This is a genomic window from Paracidovorax sp. MALMAid1276, from assembly GCF_049198005.1.
Taxonomy (GTDB): Bacteria; Pseudomonadota; Gammaproteobacteria; order Burkholderiales; family Burkholderiaceae_C; genus Acidovorax.
Window position 1 is genome coordinate 1 of sequence record NZ_JBMIRS010000187.1, and the last position, 16,504, is coordinate 16,504.

General features: G+C 65.6%; 15 protein-coding genes. 11 read left to right on the forward strand and 4 right to left on the reverse strand.

Translation table 11 applies throughout. The features are described 5' to 3' along the window. From ACOQFS_RS13175 to ACOQFS_RS13205, 7 genes are all read left to right on the forward strand, one after another. The coding region (locus ACOQFS_RS13175; protein ID WP_421563317.1) for an ABC transporter ATP-binding protein at window positions 1-668 on the forward strand (668 nt) is incomplete at its 5' end. 28 nt (window positions 669-696) lie between these two features. Continuing rightward, the gene (locus ACOQFS_RS13180; protein ID WP_421563318.1) at window positions 697-1,626 is read left to right on the forward strand and encodes a branched-chain amino acid ABC transporter permease; all 930 of its coding nucleotides are present in this window, start codon (window positions 697-699) and stop codon (window positions 1,624-1,626) included. 126 nt (window positions 1,627-1,752) lie between these two features. Continuing rightward, window positions 1,753-2,829 carry a branched-chain amino acid ABC transporter permease gene (locus tag ACOQFS_RS13185; protein WP_421563319.1) on the forward strand — a complete coding sequence of 359 codons (1,077 nt, stop codon included), beginning with the start codon at window positions 1,753-1,755 and terminating at the stop codon, window positions 2,827-2,829. A 41-nt stretch (window positions 2,830-2,870) separates the two neighbouring features. Next, the gene (locus tag ACOQFS_RS13190; protein WP_421563320.1) at window positions 2,871-4,196 is read left to right on the forward strand and encodes an ABC transporter substrate-binding protein; all 1,326 of its coding nucleotides are present in this window, start codon (window positions 2,871-2,873) and stop codon (window positions 4,194-4,196) included. 430 nt (window positions 4,197-4,626) lie between these two features. Continuing rightward, entirely contained in the window at window positions 4,627-5,436 is an 810-nt protein-coding gene (locus tag ACOQFS_RS13195) for an ABC transporter ATP-binding protein (RefSeq protein WP_421563321.1), read from the forward strand. A gap of 224 nt (window positions 5,437-5,660) precedes the next feature. After that, on the forward strand, window positions 5,661-6,908 hold the full coding sequence (locus ACOQFS_RS13200; RefSeq protein ID WP_421563322.1) for a phenylacetate--CoA ligase family protein: 1,248 nt from the start codon (window positions 5,661-5,663) through the stop codon (window positions 6,906-6,908). Between the two features lie 239 nt (window positions 6,909-7,147). Continuing rightward, window positions 7,148-8,134 carry a tripartite tricarboxylate transporter substrate-binding protein gene (locus tag ACOQFS_RS13205; protein WP_421563323.1) on the forward strand — a complete coding sequence of 329 codons (987 nt, stop codon included), beginning with the start codon at window positions 7,148-7,150 and terminating at the stop codon, window positions 8,132-8,134. A gap of 187 nt (window positions 8,135-8,321) precedes the next feature. Here the strand turns inward: ACOQFS_RS13205 and ACOQFS_RS13210 are convergent, their stop codons facing one another. Both ACOQFS_RS13210 and ACOQFS_RS13215 read right to left on the reverse strand, forming a co-directional pair. Beyond that, window positions 8,322-8,939 (reverse strand): hypothetical protein, encoded by a 618-nt coding sequence (locus ACOQFS_RS13210; RefSeq protein ID WP_421563324.1) that lies wholly within the window; start codon window positions 8,937-8,939, stop codon window positions 8,322-8,324. Then, window positions 8,933-9,484, reverse strand: a complete 552-nt coding sequence (locus ACOQFS_RS13215) for a M23 family metallopeptidase (protein ID WP_421563325.1) — start codon at window positions 9,482-9,484, stop codon at window positions 8,933-8,935. Before ACOQFS_RS13215 ends, ACOQFS_RS13210 begins: the two co-directional genes overlap by 7 nt. A gap of 267 nt (window positions 9,485-9,751) precedes the next feature. Between ACOQFS_RS13215 and ACOQFS_RS13220 the strand changes: the two genes are divergently transcribed. After that, the gene (locus tag ACOQFS_RS13220; protein ID WP_421563326.1) at window positions 9,752-10,780 is read left to right on the forward strand and encodes a Bug family tripartite tricarboxylate transporter substrate binding protein; all 1,029 of its coding nucleotides are present in this window, start codon (window positions 9,752-9,754) and stop codon (window positions 10,778-10,780) included. Window positions 10,781-10,841: 61 nt separating this feature from the next. Here the strand turns inward: ACOQFS_RS13220 and ACOQFS_RS13225 are convergent, their stop codons facing one another. Both ACOQFS_RS13225 and ACOQFS_RS13230 read right to left on the reverse strand, forming a co-directional pair. Further along, a complete protein-coding gene (locus ACOQFS_RS13225; RefSeq protein ID WP_421563327.1) occupies window positions 10,842-11,165 on the reverse strand; it encodes a DUF1840 domain-containing protein in 324 nt (107 codons plus the stop codon). 78 nt (window positions 11,166-11,243) lie between these two features. After that, the gene (locus ACOQFS_RS13230; RefSeq protein WP_421563328.1) at window positions 11,244-12,530 is read right to left on the reverse strand and encodes a class I SAM-dependent methyltransferase; all 1,287 of its coding nucleotides are present in this window, start codon (window positions 12,528-12,530) and stop codon (window positions 11,244-11,246) included. Window positions 12,531-12,664: 134 nt separating this feature from the next. On the opposite strand from ACOQFS_RS13230, the gene ACOQFS_RS13235 reads away from it, so the two are divergent. The 3 genes from ACOQFS_RS13235 to ACOQFS_RS13245 are packed head-to-tail and all read left to right on the forward strand — an operon-like array spanning window position 12,665 to window position 16,374. After that, window positions 12,665-15,022, forward strand: coding sequence for a bifunctional salicylyl-CoA 5-hydroxylase/oxidoreductase (locus ACOQFS_RS13235; protein ID WP_421563329.1), 2,358 nt, complete (start codon window positions 12,665-12,667; stop codon window positions 15,020-15,022). Between the two features lie 9 nt (window positions 15,023-15,031). Beyond that, entirely contained in the window at window positions 15,032-15,523 is a 492-nt protein-coding gene (locus ACOQFS_RS13240; RefSeq protein WP_228897525.1) for a MarR family winged helix-turn-helix transcriptional regulator, read from the forward strand. After that, window positions 15,520-16,374: an enoyl-CoA hydratase family protein gene (locus ACOQFS_RS13245; protein ID WP_421563330.1), complete on the forward strand. Its 855-nt coding sequence runs from the start codon at window positions 15,520-15,522 to the stop codon at window positions 16,372-16,374. Before ACOQFS_RS13240 ends, ACOQFS_RS13245 begins: the two co-directional genes overlap by 4 nt. Window positions 16,375-16,504: the final 130 nt, after the last annotated feature.

Here is a 16,504-nt window from a genome sequence, read left to right on the forward strand (position 1 = left end):
GCATCATCGGCCCCAACGGCGCGGGCAAGAGCTCGATGCTCAACTGCATCAACGGCGTGTACACGCCGCAGGAAGGCAAGATCACCTTCCGCGGCAAGACGTTCTCGCACATGAACTCGCGCCAGGTGGCCGAGATGGGCGTGGCGCGCACCTTCCAGAACCTGGCGCTGTTCAAGGGCATGAGCGTGATCGACAACATCATGACCGGCCGCAACCTCAAGATCAAAAGCAACCTGCTCTTGCAGGCCCTGCGCTGGGGCCCTGCCGAGCGCGAGGAGATCGCCCACCGCGAGAAGGTCGAGCACATCATCGACTTCCTCGAAATCCAGGCCTACCGCAAGACCCCCGTGGGCCAGCTGCCCTACGGCCTGCAAAAGCGCGTGGACCTGGGCCGGGCTCTCGCCATGGAGCCGCAGGTGCTGCTGCTCGATGAACCCATGGCCGGCATGAACGTGGAAGAGAAGCAGGACATGTGCCGCTTCATCCTGGACGTGAACGACGAGTTCGGCACCACCATCGTGCTCATCGAGCACGACATGGGCGTGGTGATGGACATCAGCGACCGCGTGGTGGTGCTCGACTACGGCAAGAAGATCGGCGACGGCACGCCCGACGAGGTGCGCAGCAACGAAGACGTGATCAGCGCCTACCTGGGCACCAGCCACTGAAGCCCCCGACCGCGCAGGAGACATAAAAATGGGATTTTTTCTGGAAACACTGCTGGGCGGCCTGATGGCCGGCATGCTGTATTCGCTGGTGGCGCTGGGCTTTGTGCTGATCTACAAGGCCTCGGGCGTGTTCAACTTTGCGCAGGGGGCGATGGTGCTGTTTGCCGCCCTGGCCATGGCGCGCTTTGCCGAATGGGTGCCGGCATGGACGGGGCTTGAGAGCAAGATCGCAGCCAACCTGATCGCGTTTCTGATCGCGGGTGCCGTGATGTTCGTGGTGGCCTGGGTGATCGAGCGGCTGGTGCTGCGCCACCTGGTGAACCAGGAGGGCGCCACGCTGCTCATGGCCACGCTGGGCATCACCTACTTCATGGAAGGCCTGGGCCAGACCATCTTCGGCGGCGACATCTACAAGATCGACATCGGCATGCCCAAGGAACCGATGTTTGCGCTCGAGAACATGTTCCAGGGCGGCATCCTGATCAACAAGGAAGACGTGATCGCCGCCGCCATTGCCGCCGCGCTGGTGGTGGCCCTGTCGATGTTCTTCCAGAAGACCTCCACCGGCCGCGCGCTGCGCGCCGTGGCCGACGACCACCAGGCCGCACAGTCCATCGGCATCCCGCTCAACCGCATCTGGGTGATCGTGTGGTGCGTGGCCGGCGTGGTGGCCCTGGTGGCCGGGATGATCTGGGGCAGCAAGCTGGGCGTGCAGTTCTCGCTGGCCACGGTGGCGCTGCGCGCGCTGCCGGTGGTGATCCTGGGCGGCCTCACGTCCGTGCCCGGCGCCATCATCGGCGGGCTGATCATCGGCGTGGGCGAGAAGCTGTCGGAGGTGTACCTGGGCCCGTACGTGGGCGGGGGCATCGAGATCTGGTTTGCGTATGCGCTGGCGCTGGTTTTCCTTCTCTTCAGGCCTCAAGGTCTGTTTGGGGAAAAGATCATCGATCGCGTATGAAATACGCGATCAACCCGAAGGGTTCTTCGCCGCAGGCGAAGGATGAGCTTTCAGCGAAGACTAACTTTGCAAAGCAAAGTTAAGCGAAGCGTGTCGTAGCTAAAAAATCATTGAGAGACCAAAACCATGCTCTACCGCGAAAACGGCCAGTTCAAGACCAGCTACCGGGCCGACCAGCAGATCTTCCCCATTGCACAGGACCGCATCGCCGTTCTGCTGCTGCTGGCGTTTGCCTTCCTGGTCGTACCTGCTCTGGCCAGCGATTATTTCTTCCGCGCCATCCTGATCCCGTTCGTGATCATGTCGCTGGCGGCGCTGGGGGTGAACATCCTGGTGGGCTACTGCGGGCAGATCTCGCTGGGCTCGGGCGCCTTCATGGCCGTGGGGGCCTATGGCGCCTACAACTTCTTCGTGCGCGTCCCGGGCATGCCGCTGGTGCCGGCGCTGATCCTGGGCGGGCTGTGCGCCACGTTCTTCGGCATCCTGTTCGGGCTGCCGAGCCTGCGGGTGAAGGGGCTGTACCTGGCCGTGGCCACGCTGGCCGCGCAGTTCTTCAGCGACTGGATGTTTTTGCGCATCCGCTGGTTCACGCTCGACACGCCTTCGGGCTCGGTGTCGGTGTCCAACCTGCAGGTGTTCGGCATGCCCATCGAAAGCGATACCAGCAAGTACCTGTTCTGCCTGGCGATTCTTGCGGTGGTGGCCCTCCTGGCCAAGAACCTGGTGCGCGGCGCCATCGGCCGCGAGTGGATGGCCATCCGCGACATGGACGTGGCGGCGTCGGTGATCGGCATCCGTCCCATGTACGCCAAGCTCAGCGCGTTTGCCGTCAGCTCCTTCATCATCGGCGTGGCCGGCGGGCTGTGGGCGTTTGTGTACCTGGGCGCCTGGGAGCCCGGCGCGTTCTCGGTGGACATGTCGTTCCGCCTGCTGTTCATGGTGATCATCGGCGGGCTGGGCTCCATCATGGGCAGCTTCTTCGGGGCCGCCTTCATCGTGGTACTGCCCATCGCGCTGAACCAGTTCCTGCCGCTGTTCCTGGGCCTGTTCGGCATCAGCATTTCCACCGCAGGCGTCTCGCATGCCGAGCTGATGATTTTTGGCGGCCTGATCGTGTGGTTCCTGATCGTCGAGCCGCACGGCCTCGCCAAGCTCTGGTCCATCGGCAAGCAAAAGCTGCGGCTGTGGCCCTTCCCCCATTGATTCCCCCCGTGCTTCAACACATTCATCCAAAGGAGACATCCATGAAGCTTTCGAAACTCGTGATCGCAGCCGCGGTGGTCGCCGCTGGCGCCTCGGCGGTGGGCACCAGCGCCTTCGCGCAAGCCAAGGAGCAGTTCATCCCGGTGCTGTCGTACCGCACGGGCCCCTACGGCCCCAATGGCGCGCCCTGGGCCAATGGCTACGTCGACTACCTCAAGCTGGTGAACGCGCGCGGCGGCATCAATGGCGTGAAGCTGTCGTTCGAGGAATGCGAGACCGGCTACGACACGGCCCGCAGCGTGGAGTGCTACGAGCGCCTGAAGGGCAAGGGCGCGTCCTTCGTGCAGCCGCTGTCCACCGGCGCCACCTTTGCCATCACCGAAAAGGCGCCCAACGACAAGATCCCGGTCGTGACGATTGGCTATGGCCGCTCGGAGAGTGCGGACGGCAGCGTGTTCAAGTGGAACTTCCCCATCGCCGGCACCTACTGGGTGGCCGCGGACGCCATCATCCAGGCCATTGCCAAGAAGGAAGGCGGCCTGGACAAGCTCAAGGGCAAGAAGATCGCGCTGGTCTACCACGACAGCCCCTACGGCAAGGAGCCGATCCCTCTGATGCAGGAGCGCTCCAAGATGCACGGCTTTGACCTGCAGCTGCTGCCCGTGACGGCGCCCGGCGTGGAGCAAAAGGCCACCTGGCTGCAGATCCGCCAGGCGCGCCCCGACTACGTGGCGCTGTGGGGCTGGGGCGTGATGAACTCCACCGCCATCAAGGAAGCCCAGGCCACCGGCTACCCGCGCGAGAAGATGTACGGCGTGTGGTGGGCCGGTGCCGAGCCCGACGTGAAGGACGTGGCCGATGGCGCCAAGGGCTACAACGCCGTGACCATGCAGCACGGCGCCGAGCCCCAGTCCAAGCTGGTGAAGGACGTGCTGGCCATGCTGCACGACAAGGGCCAGGGCACGGGCCCCAAGGACGAAGTGGGCCAGGTGCTGTACATGCGCGGCGCCATGAGCGCGATGCTGGGCGTGGAAGGCATCCGCGCTGCGCAAGACCGCTTCGGCAAGGGCAAGGTCATGACCGGCGAGCAGGTGCGCTGGGGCCTGGAAAACCTGAACCTCACGCAACCCAAGCTCGACGCGCTGGGCTTTGCAGGCGTGATGCGCCCCATCAGCACCTCGTGCACCGACCACATGGGCGCGGCCTGGGCCCGCATCCACACCTGGGACGGCAAGGCCTGGAAGTTCACCTCCGACTGGCTGCAGGCCGATGAACAGATCATCAAGCCCATGGTGAAGGCCACGGCGGCCAAGTACGCGGCCGAGAAGAAGCTGACGCCTCGGACTCCTGAGGACTGCCAGTCTTGATTCGGTGCATCCCCCTGAGGCGCTTTGCCGCTCGGTGCTGGTCGCCAGAGGCGACAGCTCTTCGGACCGTCCAAGCCTGCGCAGGCAGGCTTGGAGCCGCGGCCCTCAGCCCCTTCTCTCGAATCGCCGCGCGATTCGGGAAGGGGGACGCCACCAGCGCGGCGGGGCGACCCTTGCGCGGTGGTCCTGGTATTGGGCTGCGACAGTGTTTGCGGCCAGTGATGGGTGGTTGCTCCTTCTGGGGCAGCCGCCAATCCAAAGAGTTGCGTGTTGAGTCGGCATGAATCGCCCCCGAACCGTTCACGCTGAGCTTGTCGAAGCGCCGCGCAAGGCTTCGACAGGCTCAGCCAGAACGGACAGGCCCGGTTCTGCGATGCCGGCTCAGCGGTGAATCAACAGCTCTTTGGATTGGCACAGCGAAGGCAACACCATGGACTCAAAAAACATCGTTCTCAACGTCAACGGCATCGAGGTCATCTACAACCACGTGATCCTGGTGCTCAAGGGCGTTTCGCTGCAGGTGCCCGAGGGCTCCATCGTGGCCATCCTCGGGGGCAACGGCGCGGGCAAGACGACCACGCTGCGCGCGGTGTCCAACCTGCTCAAGGGCGAGCGCGGCGAGGTGACCAAGGGCAGCATCGAGCTGCGCGGCGAGCGCATCGAGAACCTGTCGCCCGCCGAGCTGGTGCAGCGCGGCGTGGTGCAGGTGATGGAGGGGCGGCACTGCTTTGCCCACCTGACCATCGAAGAGAACCTGATGACCGGCAGCTACACCCGCACCAGCAAGGCCGAGATCGCGGCCAACCTGGAGAAGGTCTACAACTACTTTCCGCGCCTGAAGACGCGGCGCACCTCGCAGGCGGCCTACACCTCCGGCGGCGAGCAGCAGATGTGCGCCATCGGCCGCGCGCTGATGGCCAACCCCAGCATGGTGCTGCTGGACGAGCCCTCCATGGGCCTGGCGCCGCAGATCGTGGAAGAAGTGTTCAACATCGTGCAGGACCTGAACAAGAAGGAAAAGGTGACCTTTTTGCTGGCCGAGCAGAACACCAACATGGCGCTCAAATATTCGGACTACGGCTACATCATGGAAAGCGGCCGCGTGGTGATGGACGGCGCCGCCAGCGAGCTGGCCAACAACGAGGACGTGAAGGAGTTCTATCTGGGCATGGGCGGCGGCGAGCGCAAGAGCTTCAAGGATGTCAAAAGCTACAAGCGGCGCAAGCGCTGGTTGGCGTAGCCCCCCTGTGTCGCCTTCGGCGCCTTCCCCCCCAAGGGGGAACGCCACCAGCGCGGCGGGGCGGCCCTTGCGCGGTGGCACGGGTATCGGGCAGCGCTGGCGTTACGGCCTTGCACCTTTTCAAACGTTGGACACGTCACTCCTGATTTCATAGCTGCTAGCGCTTGATGGATAAGCGCTAGAGGCTAATTTCATATCAAACCACCTCACAAGGAACCCCAGGCATGAGCACGTTTTATGACGCCCTGGAAACCCGCGACCCGGCCGCGCGCGAGGCGGCGCTGCTGGCCGCCCTGCCCGCCCAGGTGGCGCATGCGCAGCAGGCCTCGCCGGCCTTCGCCGGCATCCTGGCCGGGGTGGACGCGGGCGCGGTCACCAGCCGTGCGGCGCTGGCGCAGTTGCCCGTTACGCGCAAGCACGAGCTGCTGGAGCGCCAGCAGGCCGGCCGTGCCGCCAGCGTGTTTGGCGGCTTCAGCGCGCTGGGTTTTGGCGCGGGCATGCCGCGCGTGTTTGCCAGCCCCGGCACCATCTACGAGCCCGAGGGCACGCGGCGCGACTACTGGCGCATGGCCCGCGCGATCCACTCGGCCGGATTTCGCAGCGGCGAGCTGATCCACAACAGCTTCAGCTACCACTTCGTGCCCGCGGGCTCGATGATGGAAACCGGCGCCCACGCGCTGGGCTGCACGGTGTTTGCCGGTGGCACGGGCCAGACCGAGCAGCAGGTGCAGGCCATGGCCGAGCTCAAGCCGGCGGGTTACATCGGCACGCCCAGCTTTCTCAAGATCATTGTCGAGAAGGCGGCCGAGATGGGCGTGGCCCTGCCCAGCGTGACCAAGGCGCTGGTCTCGGGTGAGGCCTTTCCGCCCAGCCTGCGCGACTGGTTTGCCGAGCGCGGCATTGCGGGCTACCAGTGTTACGCCACGGCCGACCTGGGCCTGATCGCCTACGAGACGCAGGCGCGCGAAGGCCTGGTGCTGGACGAAGGCGTGATCGTGGAGATCGTGCGCCCCGGCACCGGCGACCCGGTGCCCGAAGGCGAGGTGGGCGAGCTGGTGGTGACCACGCTCAACCCCGACTACCCGCTCGTGCGCTTCGGCACCGGCGACCTGTCAGCTGTGCTGCCCGGCGCCTGCCCCACGGGCCGCACCAACACCCGCATCAAGGGCTGGATGGGCCGGGCCGACCAGACCACCAAGGTGCGCGGCATGTTTGTGCACCCGGGCCAGGTCGCCACCATCGCACGGCGCTTTCCGCAGGTGCAGCGCGCTCGCCTCGTCGTCAGCGGCGAGATGGCCAACGACCAGATGGTGCTGCAGGTGGAGACGACAGAGACCGCCGAGGGCCTGGCCCGGCAGCTCTCCGACGCCATCCGCGAAGTGACCAAGCTGCGCGGCGAGGTGCAGATGCTGCCGCCGGGCAGTCTGCCCAACGACGGCAAGGTGATCGAGGACGCGCGCAGCTACCGCTGAGCGCGTGGCCGTGCGAAAAAGCAGTGCCCGGCCCCCCGCTGAAGCGCCCGGGGCGGCGACGCTGCGCGGCGCAGTATTTACCCTAGTAAAACTCACTTTTTAGTAGCATCAAAGTCTTTATCAGCAAGCGCTGCGCGGGTTTTTTTCTTAAAGACCATGCTGCCCGTGGGCTACGTACTATCCGCAATGTTCGTGTCAGACCCCCTGGCTATCATGGCCCGTCTTTCACAGGAGCTCCCATGAAAAAAATGCTGAAACTCGCACTGATCGCTGCCGCCGCAGCCGCCGCTTTCGGTGCCACCGCGCAGGACTTCCCTGCCAAGGACAAGACCGTCACCATCGTGGTGCCCTTTGCCGCCGGCGGCCCCACCGACCGCGTGGCCCGCGACCTGGCCGAAGCCATGCGCAAGCCCCTGGGCGTGAGCGTGGTGGTGGACAACACCGCCGGTGCCGGCAGCTCCATCGGCGCCGCGCGCGTGGCCCGCGCCACGCCCGACGGCTACACCCTGCTGCTCAACCACATCGGCATGTCCACCATGCCCGCGCTGTACCGCAAGCTCGCGTTCAGCGTGCCCAACGACTTCGAATACCTGGGCATGGTCAATGACGTGCCCATGACGCTGATCGCCCGCCCCAACATGCCCGCGAACAACATGAAGGAGCTGACGGCCTGGATCAACCAGAACAAGGGCAAGATCAACCTGGGCAACGCCGGCCTGGGCGCTGCGTCGCACCTGTGCGGCCTGATGTTCCAGGACGCGATGAAGGTCGAGATGACCACCGTGCCCTACAAGGGCACGGCCCCCGCCATCACCGACCTGATCGGCGGCCAGATCGACCTGCTGTGCGACCAGACCACCAACACCACGCCCCAGATCGAAGGCAAGAAGGTCAAGGCCTACGCCGTGACCACGCCCCAGCGCCTCAGCACCCCCGCACTCAAGGACCTGCCCACGCTGGCGGAGTCGGGCCTGAAGGACTTCAACGTGAGCATCTGGCACGGCCTGTACGCCCCCAAGGGCACGCCCGCCGCCGTGGTGAGCAAGATCAACGAAGCCCTCAAGGTGGCCCTGAAAGACCCCGACTTCATCAAGAAGCAGGAAGGCCTGGGCGCCGTGGTGATCACCGACAAGCGCATCGAGCCCGCCGAGCACAAGAAGTTCGTCGCCGCCGAAATCGACAAGTGGGGCGCTGTGATCAAGGCTGCGGGTACGTTTGCGGACTGACCCCCGTCAGGTTCGCTGCTGCGGGCACATCCCGCAGCCGCTGCGAATGCAAAGGCCGTCTGCCGCGAGGTGGACGGCCTTTTTGCTGGGTTGTCGTTGAAGACTTTCTGACTGGGAAGCGTATTGATCTGGAAGCGTGCACGTGCTGCGGCGAGGCATCAGCCTCACCCGCAGCTGCCAGAGGCACTCAATCCATCAACATCGGTTCACAGGTGACCCTTTCAGGACTCACCGGCACGATACGCACGGCATCCACATCAAATGCCCAGACGGCTTGTATGCCGGGCGGCCCTTGGACCTGGGCCTCTCCGTTCCACCGTACCAAGGCTACAAAGCTGCGTTTCTGATCGCCGTCCAGATCACACTGCCCTGCAAACGAATCAACAAGCTCTGGGAGCTCATCGCCCTTCGCTTGCTCGCTGAAGTTTGCGACTCTGGGCAGCTTCTGGACGGCCAGGATTTTTTTGCGTGGATAGGGCTCGGGAGGATCGCCAGCAGACTTTGCGTACTGCGTGAAACCGGCGTCATTCTCCAGGAAAAGATACGGCACGGCATCACCGCACGACAGCACGCCCCGGCTCCAGCCCGCCTTCGCCGCGTTCCCCTGCCATACGTCGCCAGTGGAAACCCGCTTGCAGGGCACCCCCTCGGCTACGACATCGCTGTACGGAACCACCGAATACTCCAGACCGATCAACTGCGAAGCTGCTGCATCAGCGCCAGAAGCGTCATTTCTGTGGGGGCTGCAGGCCGACAGCGCGACGCAGAGAACTAGCACCACGCAGACTTCTTTGACGCCTACCATCGCCGCATATCCGCTGCGTTGATCTTGAGCCCGTTGGCACCGGGGCTCAGCAATCGCTTTTGTCCATGCGATTCAACAATGGAATATTCGAGAGGCGCTCTCCCGTACAACGTCTTGGGATCGACGCGGCCGCTCAGGCCGCGCCCCGCTTCCAATTCATTGCGGATTTCGAAATGCAGATGCTGGTCCTCGCCGCTCATGCCCTTTGCGTTGCCCGTGGTTCCCGTATAGGCAATGACCTCTCCCTGTGTCACGCGGGTTCCTCGCGCTACACACACGAGGCTCAAGTGCGAATACAAGGCAAACAGCGTGCGACCTTGGAAGAGGAATTCGAGAGCCACCACCTTGCCGTGGCCTCCGATGTCGGTGGTCTCGCTCTTACGGATCACCCCATCCGCAATCGCATAGCAAGCCGTGAGCGGTGTCGCGACCAGATCCCACCCCTGATGATCCCGCGCACTGCCATCGGCATTGCGCCGCACCGTGCCAAAAGTGTTGTTCTTCACATCCCGCCGGATGCGATTGCTCTCCAGCGGCCAGGCCAAAAATCCCGGTGTCAATCCCTCCGTGAATCGCAGCGGCCTCTGTCGGGCGCTGGCGGCGCGATCTTAGGAGCGGGGCATTCACGGCGATTGCCACCGCTCGTAACAGTGGCCCTTCGGTGTAACGACGATGCTCCAGCGCATGTCGACGCCATGGCGTGCCTGCTGCACGCCGCCGCGATACGGGTAATCCACCTGCACGCAAGCGCCTCACTGCGCGTAAAACAATGAGCACACATACGACCTATTGAATGGAATGAAAGGACCTGCATGACCCAGCCCGCACAGCCCCACCGCCGCCGCGCCGTGTTTGCGCTTTCTGCCGCTGCACTCGGAGCGCTCGCTGCGCTCTCGGGCGCGCCCGCCATGGCCCAGGCTGGCTGGCCCACCAAGCCGGTGCGCATCGTCGTGCCCTTTGCCCCGGGCGGCACCACCGACATCCTGGCGCGGGCGCTGGTGCCGGATCTCAGCAATGCGCTGGGCCAGCAGTTCATCGTGGACAACCGCGCAGGCGCGGGCGGCAACGTGGGGGCGGACATCGTCGCCAAGTCGCCGGGCGATGGCTACACGCTGCTGATGGGCACGGTGGGCACACACGGTATCAACCGTGCACTGTATGCCAAGCTGCCCTACGACCCCATCAAGGACTTCGTGCCGATCACGCTGGTGGCTGCCGTGCCCAATGTGATGGTGATGAATGCCGACAAGGCCAAGACCATGGGCATCAAGAACGTGCAGGATTTCATCCGCGTGGCCAAGAGCAATCCCGGCAAGATGAACATGGCGTCCAGCGGCAACGGCACCTCCATCCATCTGGCGGGCGAGCTGTTCAAGAGCATGACGGGCACCTACATGCTGCACCTGCCGTACCGGGGCTCGGGCCCGGCGTTGATGGACATGGTGGCGGGCAATGCCGACGTGATGTTTGACAACCTGCCTTCGTCCATGGCCCAGATCAAGGCGGGCAAGCTCACGGCGCTGGCCGTGACCAGCGCCGAGCGCTCGGGCGCGCTGCCCGACGTGCCCACGGTGGAGCAGGCGGGCGGCCCGTCGCTCAAGGGTTATGAGGCCAGCTCGTGGTTCGGCCTGCTGGCACCCGCAGGCACACCGCCGGACATCGTCAACCGCATCCAGCAGGAAGTTGCCAAGTCGCTGGCCTCACCGGCCATGAAGGAGCGGCTGATGGCGCAGGGTGCCATCCCGGGCGGAATCACTCCTGCCGAGTTCGCCAAACACATCGACAGCGAACATGCGAAGTGGGCGCAGGTGGTGAAGGCGTCGGGTGCGAAGGTGGATTGACCGCATCAGCGTGTGTCCGCCGCGCGGCCGGTACTCAATGGGCAGGGTGCGGCCCCGCGCTTCAGCCGCCCCACACCACGTCCGCGTCCTCCGCCGCGCTGCGCCGCAGCATGTCGATGAAGGGCGCTGCACGCTGGCGCAGGCTCACGGTGGTCTTGCGGTCCTCTGCGGCGGTGTCCTCGTCCTGACCGGGCTCCTGCGCCGGCGGTTGCGCCTCATCGGCGGCCACAGCGGCTTCCAGCGCGGCGATGGCCGCAGGTATCTGCGCAGCGGTCACGATGCCGCTCGGGCCGGGCGCCTTGCCGATCAGGCCCACGATCTGCCGCCCGTGCGGCTCCAGCATGATGAGGTCGGCGGTGGCGCGGGATTTGAATTTGTAGAGCATGGTGGCAATGTTGGGTGGATGGGAAGAAAGGGAAAGACAAGCAACGGAACGGCGTGAGGTGACGTGAGGGGAACGACTTCAACCTCCAGCCGCAGGATTGGCCGCGTACATGTAGTCGCGGGTGAACGGGTAGTCGGATTGTGCGCCGGGCATCGCGCCGGCTGCCGCGCCGCCTTCGGGCCGGGCGGCCAGCACCTGGTGCAGGGCCATCCAGCCCCGCTCAAAGCCCAGGGCGCTGCCCGCCAGATACAGGCGGTAGGCGCGCAGCGCCTTCTCTCCGGCCTCTGCCCCGTACTGCGCGTGCAGCACGGCGCGTGCGGTTGTGAGCTGTGCTTCCAGACGGTCTGACCACTCCCACAGCGTGCGGGCGTAGTGCGGGCGCAGGTTCTCGGTGTCCACCATCTCAAGGCCAGCCTGGGCCATGTCGTGCAGAACGGCGCTGACGTGCAGCAGCTCCCCGCCCGGAAAGATGTAGTGCTCGATGAAATCCCCCATGCCCGCGCCCAGCTGCGCGTTGTCCACCGCGCCCGCCGTGATGCCATGGTTCAGCGCGAGGCCGCCGGGGCGCAGCAGGCGCCGCACGGTGTCAAAGTAGCGCGCCATCTGCGCGCGGCCCACGTGTTCGAACATGCCCACCGAGGCGATCTTGTCGAAGGGTGCCTCGGCCTGCAGCTCACGGTAGTCCAGCAGCAGCACACGCACACGGCCCTGCAGGCCACGTTCTTCGATCAGCTGCTGCACATGCGCGTGCTGGTTGCGCGACAGCGTGATGCCCGTCGCGTCCACCCCATAGTGCTCGGCGGCCCACAACAGCAGGCCGCCCCAGCCCGCGCCAATGTCGAGAAAACGCTCGCCCGGCGCCAGCCGCAGCTTGCGGCAGATGAGGTCGAGCTTGGCCTCCTGCGCCTGGGCCAAGGTCATGCCGTCGCTGCGGAAATACGCGCACGAATACACGCGGCGCGGGTCCAGCCAGAGCGCATAGAACGCGTCCGACAGGTCGTAGTGAAACTGGATGTGGCGCGCATCGTGGGCCAGCGTGTGCGCCGCCATCGACCGGGCCCGGCCCAGCACCCGCTGCCACCAGCCCGCAGGCTGCTCGCGCGCGGGGTCGTGGGTCAGCAAGCCTGCTGCTGCGGCCATCAGGTCGCGCATGCGCCCTTCGATGGCCACGCGCCCCTCCACGATGGCGGCACCCACATTGCCGATCTGCCCCGTGGCCAGCGCCACCAGCGCCAGCCGGTCGCGAAAGCGCAGCGTGACCGCCGGATCGGGCGCACCCAGCTGCTGCCCTGCGGGCAGCTGGACCGCCATGGGCACCGGCAGGGCCGCCAGCCGCCCCTCCAGGGTGTGCAGCAAGTGCTTCATCCGGCGCATTTTTGGACGCGTGCTGCACTGCGTCAACACCCGCAGCCAGGATTCAGCGCCTGTCCTACACCGCCCCGGGTTCCCCGCGGTTAGCCCCATTGACAGCATTTTGTTTAGGCCTAAACTATTTTGGAATGAACATCCTGTGCATTGGCGGCGGCCCCGCCGGTCTGTATTTCGCGCTGCTGATGAAGCGGCAGAACCCCGCGCACCGCATCACCGTGGTCGAGCGCAATCGGCCGTTCGACACCTTCGGCTGGGGCGTGGTGCTGAGTGACCAGACGCTGGACAACCTGCGCGCAGCCGATGCGCCCACGGCCGCACTCATCGGCGATGCGTTCAACCACTGGGACGACATCGAGGTGTTCTTCAAGGGCCGCAGCGTGCGCTCCGGCGGCCACGGTTTTTGTGGCATCGGGCGCAAGCGGCTGCTCAACATCCTGCAGGACCGGTGCCTCGCGCTGGGCGTGGACCTCGTGTTCGAGACCGATGTGTCGGACGACCAGCAGCTGGCCGCGCACTACGGCGCCGACCTGGTGATCGCCAGCGACGGCCTGAACAGCCGCATCCGCACCCGCTATGCCAGCGTCTACCAGCCCGACATCGACCTGCGCCAATGCCGCTTCGTGTGGCTGGGCACCAAGAAGAAATTCGACGCCTTCACCTTCGCGTTCGAAGAGACCGAGCACGGCTGGTTTCAGGCCCACGCCTACCAGTTCGACGCCGACACCTCCACCTTCATCGTCGAGACGCCCGAGGCCGTGTGGAAGGCCCACGGCCTGGACCAGATGGAGCAGCCCGAGGCGATTGCGTTTTGCGAACAGCTGTTTGCGAAATATCTGGACGGCAACGCGCTCATCAGCAACGCCACGCACCTGCGCGGCTCGGCCAACTGGATCCGCTTTCCGCGCGTGATCTGCAACACCTGGGTGCACCGCGAAGCCATCGGCGGCAAGCAGATGCCCATCGTGCTGATGGGCGATGCCGCGCACACGGCGCATTTCTCCATCGGCAGCGGCACCAAGCTCGCGCTCGAAGACGCCATCGACCTCGCCAACGAGTTCGCCACCGGCCTGCCCATCGACGAGGTGCTGCAGCACTACGAGGCGCGCCGCAGCGTGGAGGTGCTCAAGATCCAGAACGCCGCGCGCAACAGCACCGAGTGGTTTGAAAACGTGGGCCGCTATGCCGGCATGCCCGTCGAGCAGTTCGCGTACTCGCTGCTCACGCGCAGCCAGCGCATCAGCCACGAGAACCTGCGGCTGCGCGACGCGGCGTGGCTGGAAGGTTATGAAGCGTGGCTCGCAGGTGGCAAGGCCGCTGTGCCGCCCATGCTCACGCCCTTCACGCTCAAAGGCCTCACGCTCAAGAACCGCATCGTCGTCTCCCCCATGGCCACCTACAGCGCGGTCGACGGCGTGCCGCAGGACTTCCACCTGGTGCACCTGGGCGCCCGCGCACTGGGCGGCGCGGCGCTGGTGATGGTGGAGATGACCAGCCCCACGCCCGAGGGCCGCATCACCCCTGCCTGCACGGGGCTGTGGAACGACGCGCAGCAGGCCGCCTTTGCGCGCATCGTGCAGTTCGTGCACGGCAGCAGCACGGCCAAGATCGGCCTGCAGCTGGGCCACAGCGGTCCCAAGGGCTCCACGCGCGTGGGCTGGGAGGGCACGGACGAGCCGCTGGAAACCGGCAACTGGCCGCTGCTGGCGGCCAGCCCCATCGCCTATGGCGCACAGAACCAGACACCCGCAGCGATGACCCGCGCCGACATGGACCGGATGACCGCCGCATTCGTAGACAGCGCCCGCCGCGCCGTGGCCTGTGGCTTTGACTGGCTGGAGCTGCACTGCGCACATGGCTACCTGCTGGCCAGCTTTTTGAGCCCCGCCACCAATCAGCGCACGGACGACTACGGCGGCAGCCTGGACCACCGCTGCCGCTACCCGCTCGAAGTGTTCACCGCGCTGCGCGACGTGTGGCCGGCCGACAAGCCGATGAGCGTGCGCATCTCGGCCCACGACTGGCTGCAGGAAGGACAAGGCAACACCGCCGACGACGCCATCGCCATCGCGCGCTTGTTCAAGGCAGCGGGGGCGGACCTGATCGATGTGTCCTCCGGCCAGACCACGCGCGACTCGCGCCCGGTGTATGGCCGCATGTACCAGACGCCATTTGCCGACCGCATCCGCAACGAGGTGGGCATTGCCACCATGGCCGTGGGCGCGATCACCGAAGCCGACCATGCCAACAGCATCATCGCCGCCGGCCGCGCCGACCTGTGCGCCATCGCCCGCCCCCACCTGGCCGACCCGGCCTGGACGCTGCACGCTGCCGCGCAGCTGAGCGCCCAGGCTGCAGCGCAGACCGACTGGCCCGTGCAGTACCACAGCGGCCGCGACCAGCTGCTGCGCGAGGTTTCCAAGCAAAAACAGGCCGCAGCGCTTGCCAGTCAAGCGCCATCAGCTACAAAAATCGCAGCAATCGAGTAAACCCCGCTTATGGACCTCGAAGCCCGCCTGCACGGCGCCGCCCCCAGCGAGCACCCCGAGGCCCTGCGCCTGTGGCTGCGCCTGCTCACCTGCACCCAGCTCATCGAAAAGCAGGTGCGCAGCCACCTGCGCGCGCAGTTCGACACCACCTTGCCGCGCTTTGACCTGATGGCGCAGCTCGAACGCGCGCCGGACGGCATGAAGATGAAGGAGCTGTCGCGCCGCATGATGGTGACCAGCGGCAACATCACCGGCATTACCGACCAGTTGGTGGCCGAAGGGCTGGTGGAGCGCATGGATGTGGAAGGCGACCGCCGCGCATACCTCGTGCGCCTCACGCCGCAAGGCCGCGAGCAGTTCAACACCATGGCGCGCCAGCACGAGCAATGGATCGTGGAGGCCTTCGCCACGCTGGGCGAGCGCGATATCGCCACCTTGTACCGCCTGCTGGGCAAGGTGAAGGAACACACCCAGAACAACTCTTTGGAGACAACGGAATGAAGCACTACATCGGGGCCAGCAACCCCATGCGCGAGCAGTTCAACCCGCAGGCCAGCTATGTGGCCGAACACTTCAGCTGGAGCTTTGACAACGGCGTGGGCACCGTCACGCTCAACCGGCCCGACCGCAAGAACCCGCTCACCTTCCAGAGCTATGCGGAGCTGCGCGACTTCTTCACCGCGCTGCGCTTTGCCACCGACGTGAAGGCCATCGTCGTCACCGGCGCGGGCGGCAATTTCTGTTCGGGCGGCGATGTGCACGAGATCATCGGCCCGCTCACCACCATGACCATGCCCGAGCTGCTGGAGTTCACACGCATGACGGGCGACCTGGTCAAGGCCATGCGCGCCTGCCCGCAGCCCGTGCTGGGCGCCATCGACGGCATCTGTGCCGGTGCGGGCGCGATGATGGCGCTGGCCTGCGACATGCGCTACGGCACCGAAGCGACCAAGACCGCCTTCCTGTTCACCCGCGTGGGCCTGGCCGGTGCCGACATGGGCGCCTGTGCGCTGCTGCCCCGCATGATCGGCCAGGGCCGTGCCAGCGAACTGCTGTTCACCGGCCGCGCGATGACCGCGCACGAAGGCCTGGCCTGGGGCTTCTTCAACGATCTGTATGAGAGCGCCGACCTGCTGGCCAACGTGCAGGCCACGGCGCGGGCGCTGGCCGACGGCCCGACCTTTGCCCACGGCATGACCAAGACCATGCTGAGCCAGGAGTGGAGCATGACCATCGAGCAGGCCATCGAAGCCGAGGCGCAGGCGCAGGCCATCTGCATGCAGACCGAAGACTTCCGGCGCGCGTACGAGGCGTTTGCGGCCAAGCAAAAGCCTGTGTTCCAGGGGGACTAGGAACGAGGCTTATGCGAAAGCGCCCTGGTTTCTCTCCATCTTCCGCTGATCCGACATGCAACCCCACGAACCGTTCACGCTGAGCCTGTCGAAGCGCTGCGCAAGGCTTCGACAGGCTCAGCCCGAACGG